The organism is Longitalea arenae, from assembly GCF_016924755.1.
Lineage (GTDB): Bacteria > Bacteroidota > Bacteroidia > Chitinophagales > Chitinophagaceae > Niastella > Niastella arenae.
Map to the genome: position 1 here is coordinate 123527 of NZ_JAFFJX010000009.1, position 16933 is coordinate 140459.

Here is a 16933-nt window from a genome sequence, read left to right on the forward strand (position 1 = left end):
GCATTAATAAAAAAAAGTGAGCTACCCATTTGGATAACCCACCTTTATCATTAGAATGATTTCCTTACTCTACTTTCACCGTCACACCTTCACTGTGGCTGGTAAACTCAGGGGCATACATACATTGAATGGTGGTAATGCCATTGCTGAATGTACCGGTGTGCGTAACAAACAAAGGATACTCGAATACGTAAGTGCCTTTCGGCAGCTGGCCGAAGAAGAAATTGGTGCTGGCGTCCTTGGTTGATTCGTAATAACCGAGTCCGCCCTGCCATTTATACTGGCTGATCACATTCACAGGTTCCAGGCAGGCTGCACGCATATCTTTCATGTGCACATATTCCATATTGCGGTCAACGCGCAGCTCCATACGTACTTTCACCTTGTCGCCTACTTTCATTACATCGCCTTCTTTGACCGGTTCTAATACCGGGCCACGGGCAGTATTCTTTTCCACAAATAATTGCTTGGTCAATTGTAAAGGTGTGGCCGCAGGGGTGATCTTGTTCAGGTCTTCGAAATACTGCCAGTAAACGGCGCCCCAGGCGGCAGCTTCCCGGCCTGCGCCAGTGGCAGAAGAGATCTTCGACACAGTAACTTTGATATTCCCCATTTCCGGTTTTACCTGTTTTTCATCGAGCACTTTTTTGAAATAACCGGTGCCGGCTTCCTGCTGCTGGTCTTTACTGCTAATAGCGGTATTGCCAAGATCGATGGTAATATCCGGTGCGTTCGTCAGCAGATCAGTTCCCTGTAAAAGCAGCGCATAACAGGCATCTGCGGTGGCTTTGGTGGTTCTCCAGTGCTGCGTTTGTTTTTGTTTCAGTAACCATAATTTCATATCGTTCACGGCGGCTGTATCCTGTGTTACTTCGGTAAAGGTCTCGATCATCAGGGACTGGCTTTCAACAGGTGATTGATACCAGTAATAACCCGCTGAGAAATCTTTCCAGTACATGCCCATTTCTTCATTAATGAGAGCGTTCTCTTTTAATGACTTTACAATATTGCGGGCGGTTTGTACATCGCCGGTGCGGAAGAGCGACAAGGCGATCATGCCCTGCATGTATTTGCTTTGTTTCACCCAGGCTTTTTGGGATTGCGAACGGTAATAGTTATAGGCTTTGAACACATTACCGGGCACGCCATTTTCAGGGAAGAAGCTCCGCATGTATAAATACTGAATATGCAGCGGACTGATATATTCCGTTTCCGGCAGCTTTTTGCGCTGCTTCAACATGTTGTTGTAGTCTTCCTGCAGGCGGGCATCCAGATAAGGGAGCGCTTTTTTGATAATGGCATCCAGTAGATCGTTCGATGGTAAGGCTTTCAGCTTTTTCAGGTGGCCGATACCGGTGAGAATGTATTGGGTAATATAACGATCGTCCGGACCGCCCTTGAACCATACAAAACCACCATTGGGGCTTTGCAGTTCCTGCAGTTTGCTAATGTTCTTTGTAAGCTCGCCGCTCATGCGCACCAGGTCGAACAGTAAGGCGATGTTCTTTTTTTGTTGCGCTTCATTTTTTGCCTGTAATACCCAGGGAGTTTCCTGCAACAGCACTGATTTCAACTCTTCGTTCTTTTGCAAATTGCTGAGCAGCGCCGAAGAATCGGCAGTTTTCCAACGTTCGAAGATCTGTTTGATCTTCGGGGAAGCATTGGCAATGGTGCTGGCCAGGGCATTGGCATAATAACGGTTGAAGACCTGTTCAGCGCAATCGTAGGGATATTCCATTAAGTAAGGCAGGGCCTGTACCGCATACCAGGCGGGATTGGTAGTGAATTCAACGGTTAGTGCATGATGGTTCAGGCTTTCGCTGTTACCGCTTTTAACCAGCTTTTCAAAAGTAAAGCTTTTGGTTCCATTACCACGAACGGGCAGCGGTACGCTTTCTGTAACCAGCATGCGGTTGCTTACCACCGGTAGCATGGCTTCTTCGCCGTCACTGGTATTGCCGGCCCGGGCAACCAGCCGGTAAGTGACCGGTTTATTGTACTGGTAAGGGATCTCGAGGCTGAAGCTGACGGGAACGCTTTGTTTGGCCGGAACGGTAAAATACTGACTGGGGATCACATTGCGGAACCAGCCATCCACAGCCTGGTTGGTAGTGGCATCGATCAGTTGTAATTGTACCTGTCCGGTTATTTCCTTATCGGTAAGGTTGGCGATCTTGCCGCTGAAATTCATGCGGTCGCCTTCCCGCAAAAAGCGGGGGGCATTGGGTTGCACCATCAGGTCTTTTTGGGTAACGATGGTTTTTTCATCGTAGCCAAATGACAGGTCTTTGGTATGTGCCAGGCTCATCCACTTCCATTGTGTGACTGCTTCCGGCATAGTGAAGGAGAATTCGATATTCCCATCGGCATCGGTATGCAGGTCGGGGAAGAAGAAGGCCGTTTCATTAAAGTTCTTACGTACCTGAACCGCCGCTGTTCCGGGGGCGGCAGGTTTTTCTGCGGCGTCAGCCTCATCCTCTTCTTTCTCCATTGAATCTGCAGCCACATCTCTTTTTTTGGCTGTTCCATAACCAACCACCACCACTTCTGAAAGCGCCTGGTTCGCCGCTTCCGGTGCGGCCGGTACCCCTGCAGCTATGCCCGCTACGCGGCCTTCTAACATCCTGCTATTCCGGTGGGCGAAGTATTCACTGCCGGGCACCAGGTTCAGCTGATCGTATTCCTTGTTAACCGGTTTGTATAACTCAACGGCATTGTATTTCTCCAGCGACTGTACGGCGCTGAAGCCATTGCCGCCGGCCCATTTCTGCTGGGCGAAATAAAGATCCCACAGTGATGGTTTACTCCATTTTTGCGGTTTGAACTGGTCTAACGAGGCATCGTACATCGCAGTAAGCATTTCAGCCGCCACTTTATCGCCTTTGTAGCCGCTGATCTTCACTTTCCATTTTTCTTCGCTGCCGGGCAGGGTCTTATCGCGGAATGTTTCATAGCTTATGGTCAGTTCTTTATTGGTATAAGGCACCATGAATGTTTGCACAACACTATATACGCGGTTATGTTTTACAAAGGCGATCTGAATGCCAAAACCGCCACGCTCTTTTTCTGTAACCGGTATTTCGAAAGAACGGCTGTTCTTGTTCAGGGTGAAAAAGGTTCTGCTGCTGGTAGTGTCTTTATTATTCACTTCGTGGATCACAAATGCATCTTCCAGTGTAGTGCTTACCTGGTAAACGGCTTTCTCGCCGGGTTCAACGGTGGTTTTAGCGCTTTCGATACCACCCATGGCGATTGGGCTCACAATACCCTGGTTATACAGTTGTACATACCGAATGTCTTTCACATCTTCGCCGTATTTATCTTTTGTTGTAGCTTCTATAACATACCAGCCGGGGGTTAATGCAGGATGATCGATGCTGAATGGTTTATTGCCCGAGGTAGTGTCGGTTCTTTCAGCCACCTTTTGCGCCCGGGCCCATGTAGCCGGATCGTCCTCGTTTTTATATGCATCGTAAGGGAATGAAGCATAAAACTCCTGTTGTGACAGCACAAAAGTGTCTGGTTGCGGCCAGTAGCGTGTTCTGAACAGGCGTTCAGGGGTCTGCAGCTTATGAATAGCAACTGTAACCCTTGTTTGTTCAAACAGGTCGTTGAGGTTGGTGCTTGATAGCATTATCTGCTTCAGGCTGTCGGTATGTAGTTTTTCCGGCAGATGCAGGGTAAGCTTCAGGGCCTGGTAAGCCACTGCCAGTTCCGTATTGCCGCTTCTTGTTTCACCGGCTGCATCGGTAACATCGGCGGACACTTCATAATAAAATGTGGGCTGGTCCTTTTTCGGGATCTGATTATCAGGAACTGCTTTGAAGCTGATCCTGAACTCCCCTTTTGTATCGGTGGTTGATTCACCATGGGCGATCTCCACTTCCTCTCTGCCATAAGGCGGCCAGATCATTTTGCGGTAACCGCCGCCATAAAACCATAAGGGCATAATGGTTTTACGTACTACGCGGTATTTTACTTTGGCGCCGTCGATGGTATTGCCGGCATATGCCTTTGCTGCGCCGGTTACTGTTATGTTTTCATTTAAGCGGTAAGTACCGGTGGGTTTATTGATCTCTACCAGGAACCTAGGCCGTTTGTATTCTTCAACAGAAAAACTGATGCTGCCATTGCCGTGTACATCCATGATGTTAAAATCGCCATTCAGTACATTGGTGGGCAGCGTGAATTTACCAGAATAGGCGCCATATTCATTCGTAGTTACTCGTATAGTATCAACCTCTTCCCCATTGGCGCCCGATATTCTTAGGGTAGTTTTATAATCGGTGAGAATACTGGTTTCCCCGGTTTTATACTTTCTGTTCACCATTATGCCCTTAAAGTACACAGTTTGTCCCGGGCGGTATATCGACCGGTCGGTAAACAGGTATGTTATCCTTGAATCTGGTATCTCCTTCGGGTATGGTAATTGTGGATACGTATAATTGTATTGGTAATCATCCAGCATCAAACGGTCATCGCCGCTGGTGATTTCCAGTTTAAAATTGTTTTCATGGTTATTCCGTGATGGATTGATCTTTACATACCCGTTTTCATTAGCAACGGTTTTTTGGCCTTTGCTGTCGATGTACTTGCGGGCGTTGTGATCGTAGGAGCGGTACCATACCTGTACCCGGGCATTTGGGAGCGGTTTACCGGTTTCGCGATGTACTACAAAGTATTCACTTCCTTTATTAATGTAGGCAATGTTCGACACGTAAAAGAACTGTACGGCCAGCTGGTTATCGCTTAATGAAAATGAATTGTTAACACTGGCCACCAGGGCGTATTCGCCAATAGGTAAGGCATCTACTTTTATTTCTGTCGAATGCTTTTGATGATCTTTGGTATCTGGCAATTGTTGGTTAAATGACCGGGTAACAGGTAAGGCTACCAGTTTTTCCCAGTAATCATCTTCCCAGTTGTTGGTGCCAAGCGATTCCCGGGTATTTGCATCCAGTTTTATAATACGGAAATGCAGCCGCGTAAAATTGCGGTAAGAGATCAGCGTACGGAAAGCTTGTCCGGGTACATTCACCTTTTCGGTTTGCAGATTCATTTCTGAGCGGGTGATCTCCTTCATGAGGTTGGCGCAGTTCATTTTTCCTTCACTGCTGTCTTTTTGGGCCAGTACTTTGTCACATATGTTTACGGCTTTAAGGTATTCATCGCGGTAGGCTTCTCCTTTCAACGGATCATATTGCCGGGCCTGTATGGTATGCCATTGGGCTAATAAATACCAGGCCTGGGTAGCGGCTGGTATCAATCCATAGGTATTACCGATCTGTTCCAGGGCTTTTGTGTACAAGGCTTCTTTATTTTCCATGGTGGCATGGTTGTACACGTATTGTATTCTATCGATATCCGCGTCAAGTAAAGCATCGGGTTTGGCATCACCTGCATGGAACTGTAGCAGGCGTTGGTACAACTGAAGGGCTTTGAACTGTAAGGAAAGGCTGTCACTGGTGCTGAACTTATATTGCATGAACTGTTTCGCTGTTGCAAATGCAGCAGTATCTGTAATTTCAAAAGCGTTTTCCGGTTTGGTGATCGTGTGTTCACTGTTCCTGAAATAATCCAGCGCCCGGTGTGCCAGCAGGTCGAAGAGGGTAGGGCGTAAATGGCGTACGTTCCCTTTTATAATAATGGGATCGAATGGCTCCAGCTTTGTTTGCTGCAACTCTTTTTCATTGCTGATGGAAGCCAGGTAGAGTTCGGCGATCTTTTTATGAAAATCATCGGTGCTCCAGGTGGCCAGATCGTCTTTTTGAAAATTGACGGTTTGTGTACGGTTGTATAACTGGTAACGGTGCCTTTGAAACCAGTTCCAGTAATTTTGTGCCGCTACACTTTGCAGTAAAGCCCGTACTGCGTCTTTGGAGCCGGTGATCTCGGCTTCGAGCTGTTTTATATTCTTTTTGACCGCATCTTCTTCTTTCAGTTCTTGTAATGAAGAACGGTATAACACGGCCTTGATCACCTGCGCATCATTACCTTCCTGTTTGGCCTGCGAGTAGATCTTGTTCACCTCCGCCAGGGCCGATGCGGTAAGAAGGCTTTTATGGATCAGGCTGTCGATCTTTTTCCATTCTTTTTCGTAGGTTTTCATCTTTTGCTGCGCATTGGCGATCAGTACAAGCAGGGTTGCACAGATCAGTGATAAAGTTCTCTTAAATATCATTAAGACCTAATTTTTGATACAAGTTATTAAAAAACTAAAGTAAGAGGTGTGAAATAGAAAGTATGAAGAAGTACGAATTTCAAGGACCGTTGTTTTCCTACTTCATATTTCCTACTTCCTACTTCACATATAGAACGATGCAAGTTGCAAATAAAATACATACGGCTAATTGTTAAAGTCCCTTAACGGCTGGCTGATGAATGGGTTTCGTTATGCGTGGGGGTTATTCCATTTCCTGCCTTATATATAGCAATATTAAATATAAGTTATTGATCCATATGTTTGTGCAACGTAAGTCCTGCAAAAAACGTTCTAGAAATATCAAAGCCCTTTAAACATCCAGTATGAAAAAGACCTGTTTACAGATCCTGTTGGTGCTGCTCGCCTTCACGGCAGTGGCGCGCGACGGAGCCAATGACGGCATCATCAGCATTACCAGTTTAAGCCCCGCTGATATGCTTTTCGAAGTTGATGGCCGGCAATACCCCTTCAATAACAATTCGCTCACCCTGCGTAATATTACGGCCGGTTACCACCAGGTAAAGGTGTATGTGAAGAAACCCAAGACCCTTCCTGGTCCGCAAACCATGATCTACAGCAAGAACGTGTATGTAAAACCGAAATATTATGTGGATATTGTCATTAACCGGTTTAACCGCGCTCTGATCGATGAGCAGCAGATCGTTGATAACCGCTATGATACAGATGACCGCAACAATCAGAACAATGCTACTGTTCCGAATATCAAAGATCCCCGTTACAATAACTTTCCCAGGAACAACAACAATACGGCGCCGCGAGCCATAGATGATGTTACGTTCGCTTCGTTTATGGAGACCATTAAACATGAGAGCTTCGACGACTCGCGGATGGCCATTGCCAGATCAGGTATAGATCAGAATTATTTTACAGCCGCGCAGGCCAAACAGCTGATCTCTCTTTTCTCCTTTGAGAGCAGCAAGCTCGAGATCGCTAAATATATGTATGGAAAAATAACCGACCCTAAAAATTACTTCATAGTATATAATGCTTTTACATTCAGTAAAAGCAAGGAAGAGCTGGGCGAATACATAAGGAACTACAAATAAAGGGGTATGCCACATTTGCTTTTGCAGTCGCACAGGTAATGGGGCACAACCCGATGGCCATTAAAAAACCTTGCAGATCATGCCGGAGCAGAACTGCAAGGTTTTGCTATTTAAAAGCGGATTACGCTTATTTCTTAATGATCTTGGCCATGGTAACGCCAATATCAGCAGGGCTCGACACTACGGTGATACCGCATTCCTGCATGATCTTCATTTTGGCTGCAGCTGTATCTTCTGCACCGCCAACGATAGCGCCGGCATGACCCATACGGCGTCCGGGAGGAGCTGTTTGACCGGCAATAAAGCCCACTACAGGTTTTTTACCATTTTCCTTATACCAGCGGGCGGCTTCAGCTTCCATACCACCACCAATTTCACCGATCATTACCACGCCTTCTGTTTCCGGATCGTTCATGAACATTTCCAGTGCTTCGCGGGTAGTAGTGCCAATGATGGGGTCGCCACCGATCCCTACAGCTGTAGAAACACCCAAACCGGCTTTAGCTACCTGGTCAGACGCTTCATAAGTAAGCGTACCTGATTTAGATACGATACCGATCTTACCTTTTTTGAATACGAAGCCCGGCATGATGCCTACTTTGCATTCACCGGCAGTGATAACGCCCGGACAGTTAGGCCCGATAAGGCGGGTTTTAGTGCCCTGCAGGTACAATTTGGCTTTCACCATATCCTGCACAGGAATACCTTCCGTTATACATACTACCAGTTCAATGCCGGCATTGGCAGCCTCCATAATAGCGTCGGATGCAAAAGCCGGTGGTACAAATATGATCGACACATTGGCCCCGGTTTCCTTTACAGCTTCCGCTACGGTATTAAATACCGGCCTGTCTAAATGCAATGTGCCACCTTTGTTTGGTGTAACGCCACCTACCACATTGGTACCATATTCTATCATTTGTGTAGCATGAAAGGTACCTTCTGTACCGGTAAAGCCCTGCACCAGGATCTTTGATTGTTTGTTTACTAAAATACTCATCAGCGGAAATTTAGTTCCCCGACATTTATCGGGTGTGCAAAAATAGGGGATAATGGGTTAATTAGCTAATGTGATAATCAGCGAATGTGCACATGAAAGCAGGTAATTTCCGGGAACGTTTGCGGAAGAAGAAGGGCTTACGGGCAACGGGCCACAAAGGCAACCAGCATGGCCGGCCGGCATTGGGAGAAAATATTTTGGGGCCAGGCGCCGGAATCAATATTAAGCATTTGTTGCGTCGCACACTTGTACGCCTGATCCGCTATTCGGCAAAGGAGGGCACTATTAGAAAAAATTAATTTTGCTGCTTGTTAATGCGGCTGGCGGGGCGGATCGCGTGTTTATTAACCCGGCGGAAGTAATTTATCCATATCCCTGTCATTGGAGATTTTACCCGTTTGTTCCAGCATACGCATGTCTTTGGCGTCTTTTAAGAATTCTGAGGCGAAGATGAATTCGTTCAGGCGTTCATTCTTGTTAAAAATGATCTCCTTATTACTGCCTTCCCATTCTTTTTTACCCTGGTACATGAATATGATATGATCGCCGATCTCCATTACAGAGTTCATATCGTGGGTGTTCACCACCGTTGTAATGTTATATTCGGTAGTGATCTCTTTTACAAGTTTATCAATAACAAGCGATGTTTGGGGGTCGAGGCCTGAGTTAGGCTCATCTACAAAAAGATATTTAGGATTTAACACAATGGCGCGTGCAATACCCACCCTTTTTTTCATCCCACCGCTGAGTTCAGCAGGATACTTTTTATTGACATCTTTCAGGTTAACCCGTTCCAGCACCCCGTTCACCCGCTTTAGTTTTTGCGCATAGGTATCCTGGGTGAACATGTTCAGCGGGAACATAATGTTTTGCTCAACGGTCAAACTGTCGAATAAGGCAGAACCCTGGAACAGCATGCCGATCTGCTGGCGGATCTCTTTCTTTTCTTCTGCGCCCAGTTTATTAAAATCTTTATCATCGTAGCAGATCTCGCCCTGGTCGGGTACCAGCAAACCTACCATACATTTCATGAAAACCGTTTTACCGCTACCGCTGGCGCCGATAATGAGATTGCATTTACCTGGCTGCATGGTAACCGTTACACCGTTCAGTACGGTTTTCTCACCAAATCCTTTTCTTATGTTTTTTACTTCGATCATTGGCTTTTAATTCATGCTACGGATCCCTTCCAAACGCGTCTGCCCGGGCCCGGGGACATTAACAGCTCTAACTTATTAAAGTTCTATTAGTTCTACTTATTGACCGTTTTACCGGCGTTTTCGCTGCCGGTCATTGCTGCACGCAGCCATTATTGTAACAATAATGCGGCCAGCACATAGTCGGCAAACAGGATGCTCACGCAGCTCACGACCACAGACTTGGTGCTCGACCGGCCGATCTCCAGGGCGCCGCCCTGCACATGATACCCATAATATGCTGGTATACTGGAAATTAGGAACGAAAAAGTATAGGCTTTTACCAGGGCGAAAAATACGTTGTACTGTTGAAAATTCGACAGCAAGCCCGTTTCATATTGATTGGCCGATAAAATGCCCGCCGAAGTAGCGGCCAGTTGTCCGCCCAATATGCCCAGCGCGGCCGAAATGACCACGAGCAGGGGGATCATAATGAGAGAAGCCAGGATCTTGGGTAATACCAGGTAGGCCTTGGTATTGATACCCATGATCTCCAGGGCATCGATCTGCTCGCTTACCCGCATGTTGCCCAGCTCACTGGCGATCTTACTCCCAACCACACCGGCCAGTACGATACAAACCAGGGTGGGAGCGAACTCCAGAATGACCGTATCCCGCACGATCTGGGCAACGGTGCTCATGGGAATCACGGGGCTAACCAGCTGATAAGCGGTTTGCAGCGCCGAAACCGCCCCCATAAAGAATGAAATGATGACCACTATGCCTAATGAACCGATACCGATCTCATTGCATTGGTGCATCAGCTCTTTCCAATACATCTTCCAGTTTTCAGGTTTCGAAAACATTCCTTTTATCATCAACAGGTAACGGCCAAACTCTGTAAATAAAGTCATGATTGATAATCAATGATGTAAAAATACAGTTTAATAGGGAAATGGCAAGTAAAGGCGTTACAAGTTACCGGTTGCCGGTAACCAGTTGCCGGTAACCAGTCGCAGGTTAGCAGTTGCCGGTTACCGGTTGCCGGTTACCAGTTGCCGGTTTTCCCGGGTACCATACAGAGCGTTACAGGTTACAGGTTGCAGGGGAATCCCGCATCAATATGCCCTGTAACCTGTATCCTGTAACCTGTAACTATAGTATTATTTCTTCTTCCACCAGGGCTTTTTGGCCGCTTCCTGGTTGTTATTATTACATTTCAACTGGGCATCGATGACTGCAATAAGCGCCATATTGTAAATGCTGCGCACCGAACTGCCCAGCTGCAGTACATGCACCGGCTTTTTCAGTCCCAGCAAAATAGGGCCAATGGCATCTGCGCCACCGATCTCTTTCATGAGGTTGTAGGCGATATTACCCGCTGCCAGGTTCGGGAAGATCAGGGTGTTCACTTCCTGGTCAACCAGCTCGCTGAAGGGATAATTTTCGCGCAGTATATCCTGCCTGAAGGCGATACTAGCCTGCATTTCGCCATCTATGATGATCGTGGGATCTTTTTGTTTTACAATGTCCTTTGCCCGGGCAACCAGTTTGGCTTCCGGCGAATCGCTGCTGCCGAAATTGGAGTAGCTCAGCATGGCGATCCGGGGCACCAGGTTAAAGCTGCGCACTTCTTTGGCCGCCAGCAACGTGATATCGGCCAGTTCTTCTGCCGTGGGGTTAAAGTTCACGGTTGTATCGGCCAGGAACAAAGGACCTCTTTTGGTCAGCAGCATGTACATGCCCGCGATCTTTTTCACGCCTTCTTCCATCCCGATCACCTGTAATGCGGGGCGGATGGCCTCTGCATAATTACGGGTCAAACCGCTGATCACCGCATCGGCATCGCCGTTCTCTACCATCATACAACCGAAATAGGTGCGGTCTTTCATCATCTTGCACGACTCATACAGGTTCACCCCTTTGCGCTGGCGTTTTTTGAAGAACAGCTCCCCGAATTGTTTACGTTTCTCTTCATACTCATCATTGCGCGGGTCAATGATGGACATATCGTCGAGGTCGATATTATTTTCCAGGGCCATCTGTCTGATCTTTTTCTCATCACCTAACAAAATGGGATGACAAATACGTTCATCAGAAGCGATCTGGGCCGCCTTTAATATTTTAACGTTATCGGCTTCAGCAAAGATCAGCCGTTTCGGATTGCGGCGGGCTTTGGCGCCAAGTACCCGCATCAGCTGATTATCGAGGCCCAGCCGTTTATTTAGTTCTATAGAATAAGTTTCCCAATTGGTGATCTTCGTTTGTGCAACCCCGCTGTCAATGGCGGCTTTTGCAACGGCAGGTGCAACGGTGCTCAACAGCCGCGGATCGAGTGGTTTTGGAATAATATAGTTGGGACCGAATGATAAATTCTTTTCGTTATAGGCAATGTTCACGATGTCGGGCACAGGGCTCTTGGCCAGTTCGGCCAACGCTTTCACCGCCGCCAGTTTCATCGCTTCGTTTATCTGTGTGGCGCGAACGTCCAGGGCGCCGCGGAAGATAAACGGAAAGCCAAGCACGTTATTCACCTGGTTCGGATAGTCACTGCGGCCGGTACCCATGATAACATCTTTGCGGGCTGCAGTACAATCTTCATAAGTGATCTCGGGATCGGGATTCGCCATGGCCAGTACAATCGGGTTCTTCGCCATGCTCTTAACCATTTCCTGCGATAATACATTGCCCTTGCTGAGGCCGATGAATACATCCGCGCCATCGAGCGATTGCTCCAGGGTAACATTCTTGCCTTTGCTGATAAATTCCTTTTTCAACTCGTCGAGGTCGTTGCGGCTTTCGTGAATAAGGCCTTTGCTATCGAATACGAGAATGTTTTCACGTACTGCCCCCAGTGCTTCGTATAGTTTTATACAGGCAATCGCTGCGGCGCCTGCGCCGTTCACTACGAACTTACATTTCTCGATCTTTTTCTTTTGCAATTCCAGGGCGTTCAGCAGGGCGGCTGCGCTAATGATGGCAGTACCGTGCTGGTCGTCGTGCATCACCGGGATTTTCATTTGCTTTTTCAGCTCCTGCTCTATGTAAAAGCACTCAGGCGCTTTGATATCTTCGAGGTTAATGCCCCCGAAAGTTGGTTCCAGGGCTTTAACGATCTGAACGAATTTCTCCGGGTCTTTTTCATTGATCTCGATATCGAATACATCGATGTCGGCAAATATTTTGAACAATACACCTTTTCCTTCCATAACGGGTTTGCCGGCTTCAGGGCCAATATCGCCCAAACCTAATACGGCGGTCCCATTGCTGATCACAGCTACGAGGTTCCCTTTGGCAGTGTATTTATAAACAGCTTCCGGATTGGCGTGAATTTCTTTACAGGGTTCTGCGACACCAGGGGAGTAGGCAAGGGAAAGGTCGCGTTGGGTTTTTGCTTCTTTGGTTGGGATCACTTCGATTTTGCCAGGACGGCCCTTGGCATGGTACTCTAGTGCGGATTCCTTTCGCAATTCTTTTTTCATCTGAAATCTTTTAGCCAGATGCAACTTACTATGACAGCATTTTCATTGTACTACAGATTAATGAAAATACTACCAGGGCGTTTCATCGGTTATTTTTTAATAATTCACCAGGCGCCCGGCAGGCCGGGGACCGGTTTGTTTACCATGGATCATTTTCAATCAAACAATTATGACGGAAAATAGATGCATGGGTGGTTAATTCATAGATCTAATTAGAACAATTGGCGCGCAATTTACGGGAAAAGCGATTACATGATAATGGGCAGGCGTGTATATGTTATATAATTGTTATGTAATAGGTTGGCACTGAGCCGGCTTGTACGTTTCCCCGTGCGGAGGGCCGTTGAGGTTGTTGATCGATTCCGCGTATGTACAACGATTGCTTAGAGGTTGGCCAGCCATCATCTCCGCTCATTGAACACCAGCTTCTTTTGCTTCATGGCTGTCTGCCAGCCGGCGGGAAAAATAGCCACATTATTTTGGGTCATTAGTTCCATCTTCTTTTGAATGGCCTTTTGCAGCGGCAGCGGTAAATCATAAAAAGCCTGGTCTACCTGCGTTTCTCTTTCAAAGTCAAGGGTCCCATTCTGATGCCTGATGGCCACTTTCCGTCCTTTGTAATAGATCAGGATCTTGATCCGGCCATTACCGGTGCCGTCCATACCCGATGTTCCATAAATAATGAAAGGGTCGGTGAGCCCGTCTTTATCATGGTCTTTGAACTCCATGTATTTTGTCCAGAACCAGATGGAATTTTCTTCCTGCTCCGATTTGATGATGTGGTCGTTCATCTCCCAGGCCTTACTTAGTTTTCCCTCTGCTTCCAGGATGTTTACCGCCTTTATGGTATGGTGCAGGGTGTCTTTATCTTTTATTGCATCCCGGCTTTCCGTTAGAATACAGTAATGTTTTCCCGATCTGTCGGCGTAACGATGGGCACGGTAGACGGGAAAATTGATATTCATTTCTTTTTTTATACTGTCAGTAAGCAGGGCAGTCAGTTCTCGGGGCGAAACGATATCACTGGTTAAGGAAGAAGTTTGTGCAATGGCGCTGTTAATTAAGAAGATAAGAAAGCCAACAAGGAGTTTTTGTTTCACGGGAATGGTTTGTCTTTATTAAAACTGCTGCAAAATAGATATTGTATAAAACTAATGCAATAGCCCCGCTCATCACTTTTTTTCACCGAAACAGCTGTAAAACCCGGAAAAGCTCTTATGTTTGTGTGTACTATTAAACTAGTACACTAAAACGCCAAACATGATACAGATCCAAAACCTGCATTTTGGGTATCGACGCAAAAAGATCTTTACAGGCCTTAACCTGAAGCTTGAGGCTGGTCATATTTATGGATTGCTTGGTAAAAATGGTACCGGTAAATCGACCCTGCTTAAAAATATAGCTGGCCTCTTGTTCCCGCAGGAGGGCACCGTGAGTGTATTGGGTTATACGCCCGGTAAACGGCAGCCGGCTTTTCTGCAAGACATATTTATGGTTCCGGAAGAATTCTTTTTACCCGATATGCCCATCGAACACCTGGTGAGATACCATGCTCCATTTTATCCCAAATTCAACGACGACCAGTTTAACCGCTACATCACTGAATTTGATATTCCGCGTTCCAACACGCTTCAAAAAATGAGTTACGGCCAGAAGAAGAAAGTGTTGATCAGCCTGGGCCTGGCCTGTAATACATCGGTATTGCTGATGGATGAACCTACCAACGGGTTGGATATCATGAGCAAAAGCCAGTTCCGCAAAGTGATTGCGGGCAGCTTCGATGAGAACAAATGTATTGTCATCAGTACCCACCAGGTAAAAGACCTCGAAAGCCTGATCGACCGGGTTACCATAATCGATGAAGGCCGCATTTTATTCGATCAAACGGTTGATGCCATTACCCGCAAATTGTCGTTCCATATCTCATTTGACAGCGACGAAATAAAGCAGGCCTTGTTCCGTGAGCCTTCTTTACGCGGCAATGCCGTTGTTACCCGCAATACCCATGGTGATGAAAGCAAACTCGATCTTGAATTATTATACAAAGCCATTGTATTGAATGGCAATGCCATTGAATCTGTCTTTAACGCTTAAACTAATGCTATGAATGCTGTTTTTAATGTAAACCGCTGGTTACTGTATATAGGAAAACACTGGAACGAAAATAAAAGAAAATACGGGCTGTCCCTGGCTGCCATTGGTGGTTTGCTGGTATTGTGGTTTTCATTCCTGATGCTTGTTAACAAAACGCATCCCCTGAATGAAGAAATCCAGGCTATTACCTATTATGTTGGGCTGTACCTTACTGGTACCTTATATGCCAGCCTTATCTTCAGCGAACTGGCTGAGGGGCCAAAAGCAATCCATTTTTTGCTCACACCGGCTTCCACACTGGAAAAGTTATTGAGCGCCCTTCTATATGGCGTTCTATTGTTCTTTGTATGTTATACCATCGTATTCTATGCTGTTGATGTTATTATGGTGAAAGTGGCTAACGGTTTTGTTGGCGCCAGCATGGAGCGGGCGCATCTTCCTTTCAGGCCCACGGAAGTAGCAAATGTATTTGCCGCACGCAATGGTAACCCCGTTATTTTCTACGTTTTGCTATTGTACTTTGCTGTGCAATCCATCTTCCTGCTTGGGTCGGCGTATTTTGCGAAGTTCCATTTTATTAAAACGCTGGTTGCCGGCCTGGTCGTTTTCCTGGTTCTGGTATTCTTTGTACATAAAGTGCTGGGCTCGTTTATGCCAAACGGAACTTTCTTTGAACCATTTACCATTTACCGTGTGTTTGATCCTGCACATGGAGAGCTTATGATACAGTTGCCTGAGTGGATCAGTTCGATAATGCTTTTTCTGATGAAGTATGCGCTTGCGCCCTCTTTGTGGGTAGTGGCCTATTTCAGGTTGAAAGAGAAAGAAGTTTAACGCTAAAATCAAAAAAGATATGCAATTCCGTGAATCGCAAGCTATATACCTGCAAATTGCCGATTATGTGTGCGAGAAGATCCTGTTAAAAGAATGGAAGGTCGAAGAGCGTATACCATCCGTACGGGAACTGGCAGTGCAATTGGAAGTGAACCCCAATACCGTTATGCGCACGTATGAATTCCTTCAACAACAGGAGATCATCCATAACCAGCGGGGCATTGGTTATTTCGTATCACCAACGGCTTTAAAGAATTCCCTCACCTATCGCAAAAATGATTTCGTTGAAAAAGACCTGCCCCAGGTATTTCGCACTATGTATTTGCTGGGCATGGATCCCGACGAGTTGAAACCCCGGTTCGAAAAATACAAGAAACAACATTTTGCCTGAGGCGGAACGCTAAAACTTATAACTGATCATGAAAACAAGCAATAAATTATTATTAGGCATTTTTCTTACCATCATAATATTAACAACAGTGATCCAGGTGATGGTATATGCTAAGTACAAACGTGGTGAATATGTAAAATTTAACCGCGAGTCGTTCAATCAAATGACCACAGTCGACATACCTGCGATCCGCTTTGTTTCTGTAAAAGGACTGGGCAGTTTCTCGGTAAAACCCGGTGACAAATACAAACTGGAAGTACAGAAGCAGAAAGGGTCCCGTGTGACCTACCAGGTGCTGAACGATACATTGATCATTATGGGGGATGCCGGTTTTGCGGCTGATCAGCCGGAACCGGGCCAACGGAACTATAACCCAGTGAATTTATACCTGCCTGCTGTAGTGCCGATCAGAGCTACCTACAGTAGTATCCGGTTAGGAGGCAGTGCCGATTCTGCCGGTGCGCCGTCTTATAATATTCAGCTGGGCAAGGATACATACGTTCATGTCAGTGACGGAAAGATCTTCTTTAACGAATTAACACTGAATGGTGAACAGTCAAACATTGACCTGCATGATCATATCACCGTTAACAAACTGCATATGCAATTGGCGGGAACCAGGTTCGATGATAAGGCGGCTACGATCAATGATCTGACCATAATGGCTGACGACCATTCGAGCCTTAACATATCAGGAAAGAATCTTAAAGCATTAAAGTGATCCCAT

12 protein-coding genes are annotated in these 16933 nt (G+C 46.4%); 6 read left to right on the plus strand and 6 right to left on the minus strand.

The window, feature by feature from the left end:
* Positions 1-64: 64 nt before the first annotated feature.
* Positions 65-6181 carry an alpha-2-macroglobulin family protein gene (locus JT717_RS18355; RefSeq protein WP_205512250.1) on the minus strand — a complete coding sequence of 2039 codons (6117 nt, stop codon included), beginning with the start codon at positions 6179-6181 and terminating at the stop codon, positions 65-67.
* A 344-nt stretch (positions 6182-6525) separates the two neighbouring features.
* On the opposite strand from JT717_RS18355, the gene JT717_RS18360 reads away from it, so the two are divergent.
* Positions 6526-7269, plus strand: a complete 744-nt coding sequence (locus JT717_RS18360) for a proline and serine-rich protein 1 family protein (RefSeq protein WP_205512252.1) — start codon at positions 6526-6528, stop codon at positions 7267-7269.
* 127 nt (positions 7270-7396) lie between these two features.
* Here the strand turns inward: JT717_RS18360 and sucD are convergent, their stop codons facing one another.
* Entirely contained in the window at positions 7397-8269 is an 873-nt protein-coding gene (gene sucD / locus JT717_RS18365) for a succinate--CoA ligase subunit alpha (protein ID WP_205512254.1), read from the minus strand.
* Positions 8270-8361: 92 nt separating this feature from the next.
* Here sucD and JT717_RS18370 point away from each other — a divergent pair, with 92 nt between their 5' ends.
* Positions 8362-8568, plus strand: coding sequence for a hypothetical protein (locus JT717_RS18370; RefSeq protein WP_205512256.1), 207 nt, complete (start codon positions 8362-8364; stop codon positions 8566-8568).
* A 45-nt stretch (positions 8569-8613) separates the two neighbouring features.
* Here JT717_RS18370 and JT717_RS18375 read toward each other — a convergent pair whose 3' ends face one another.
* The 4 genes from JT717_RS18375 to JT717_RS18390 all read right to left on the minus strand — a co-directional run bounded on the left by JT717_RS18375 (position 8614) and on the right by JT717_RS18390 (position 13987).
* Positions 8614-9429 carry an ABC transporter ATP-binding protein gene (locus JT717_RS18375; RefSeq protein WP_205512257.1) on the minus strand — a complete coding sequence of 272 codons (816 nt, stop codon included), beginning with the start codon at positions 9427-9429 and terminating at the stop codon, positions 8614-8616.
* 149 nt (positions 9430-9578) lie between these two features.
* Complete coding sequence (locus JT717_RS18380; protein ID WP_205512259.1) at positions 9579-10319, minus strand: MlaE family ABC transporter permease; 741 nt, start codon at positions 10317-10319, stop codon at positions 9579-9581.
* Positions 10320-10568: 249 nt separating this feature from the next.
* On the minus strand, positions 10569-12887 hold the full coding sequence (locus tag JT717_RS18385) for an NADP-dependent malic enzyme (RefSeq protein ID WP_205512260.1): 2319 nt from the start codon (positions 12885-12887) through the stop codon (positions 10569-10571).
* A gap of 401 nt (positions 12888-13288) precedes the next feature.
* On the minus strand, positions 13289-13987 hold the full coding sequence (locus tag JT717_RS18390; protein ID WP_205512263.1) for a M949_RS01915 family surface polysaccharide biosynthesis protein: 699 nt from the start codon (positions 13985-13987) through the stop codon (positions 13289-13291).
* A gap of 160 nt (positions 13988-14147) precedes the next feature.
* On the opposite strand from JT717_RS18390, the gene JT717_RS18395 reads away from it, so the two are divergent.
* From JT717_RS18395 to JT717_RS18410, 4 genes are read left to right on the plus strand one after another with little or no spacing between them, the layout of a single operon-like run.
* A complete protein-coding gene (locus JT717_RS18395) occupies positions 14148-14981 on the plus strand; it encodes an ABC transporter ATP-binding protein (protein ID WP_205512264.1) in 834 nt (277 codons plus the stop codon).
* 9 nt (positions 14982-14990) lie between these two features.
* Positions 14991-15815, plus strand: coding sequence for a hypothetical protein (locus JT717_RS18400; RefSeq protein WP_205512266.1), 825 nt, complete (start codon positions 14991-14993; stop codon positions 15813-15815).
* A 19-nt stretch (positions 15816-15834) separates the two neighbouring features.
* On the plus strand, positions 15835-16206 hold the full coding sequence (locus JT717_RS18405; RefSeq protein ID WP_205512267.1) for a GntR family transcriptional regulator: 372 nt from the start codon (positions 15835-15837) through the stop codon (positions 16204-16206).
* A gap of 28 nt (positions 16207-16234) precedes the next feature.
* On the plus strand, positions 16235-16927 hold the full coding sequence (locus tag JT717_RS18410) for a hypothetical protein (protein WP_205512269.1): 693 nt from the start codon (positions 16235-16237) through the stop codon (positions 16925-16927).
* The last annotated feature ends 6 nt before the right edge of the window (positions 16928-16933 follow it).

Coding starts and splice junctions, on each gene's coding strand:
- JT717_RS18355 (WP_205512250.1), bottom strand. CDS start 6,181: ATGATATTTAAGAGAACTTTATCACTGATCTGTGCAACCCTGCTTGTA.
- JT717_RS18360 (WP_205512252.1), top strand. CDS start 6,526: ATGAAAAAGACCTGTTTACAGATCCTGTTGGTGCTGCTCGCCTTCACG.
- sucD (WP_205512254.1), bottom strand. CDS start 8,269: ATGAGTATTTTAGTAAACAAACAATCAAAGATCCTGGTGCAGGGCTTT.
- JT717_RS18370 (WP_205512256.1), top strand. CDS start 8,362: ATGAAAGCAGGTAATTTCCGGGAACGTTTGCGGAAGAAGAAGGGCTTA.
- JT717_RS18375 (WP_205512257.1), bottom strand. CDS start 9,429: ATGATCGAAGTAAAAAACATAAGAAAAGGATTTGGTGAGAAAACCGTA.
- JT717_RS18380 (WP_205512259.1), bottom strand. CDS start 10,319: ATGACTTTATTTACAGAGTTTGGCCGTTACCTGTTGATGATAAAAGGA.
- JT717_RS18385 (WP_205512260.1), bottom strand. CDS start 12,887: ATGAAAAAAGAATTGCGAAAGGAATCCGCACTAGAGTACCATGCCAAG.
- JT717_RS18395 (WP_205512264.1), top strand. CDS start 14,148: ATGATACAGATCCAAAACCTGCATTTTGGGTATCGACGCAAAAAGATC.
- JT717_RS18400 (WP_205512266.1), top strand. CDS start 14,991: ATGAATGCTGTTTTTAATGTAAACCGCTGGTTACTGTATATAGGAAAA.
- JT717_RS18405 (WP_205512267.1), top strand. CDS start 15,835: ATGCAATTCCGTGAATCGCAAGCTATATACCTGCAAATTGCCGATTAT.
- JT717_RS18410 (WP_205512269.1), top strand. CDS start 16,235: ATGAAAACAAGCAATAAATTATTATTAGGCATTTTTCTTACCATCATA.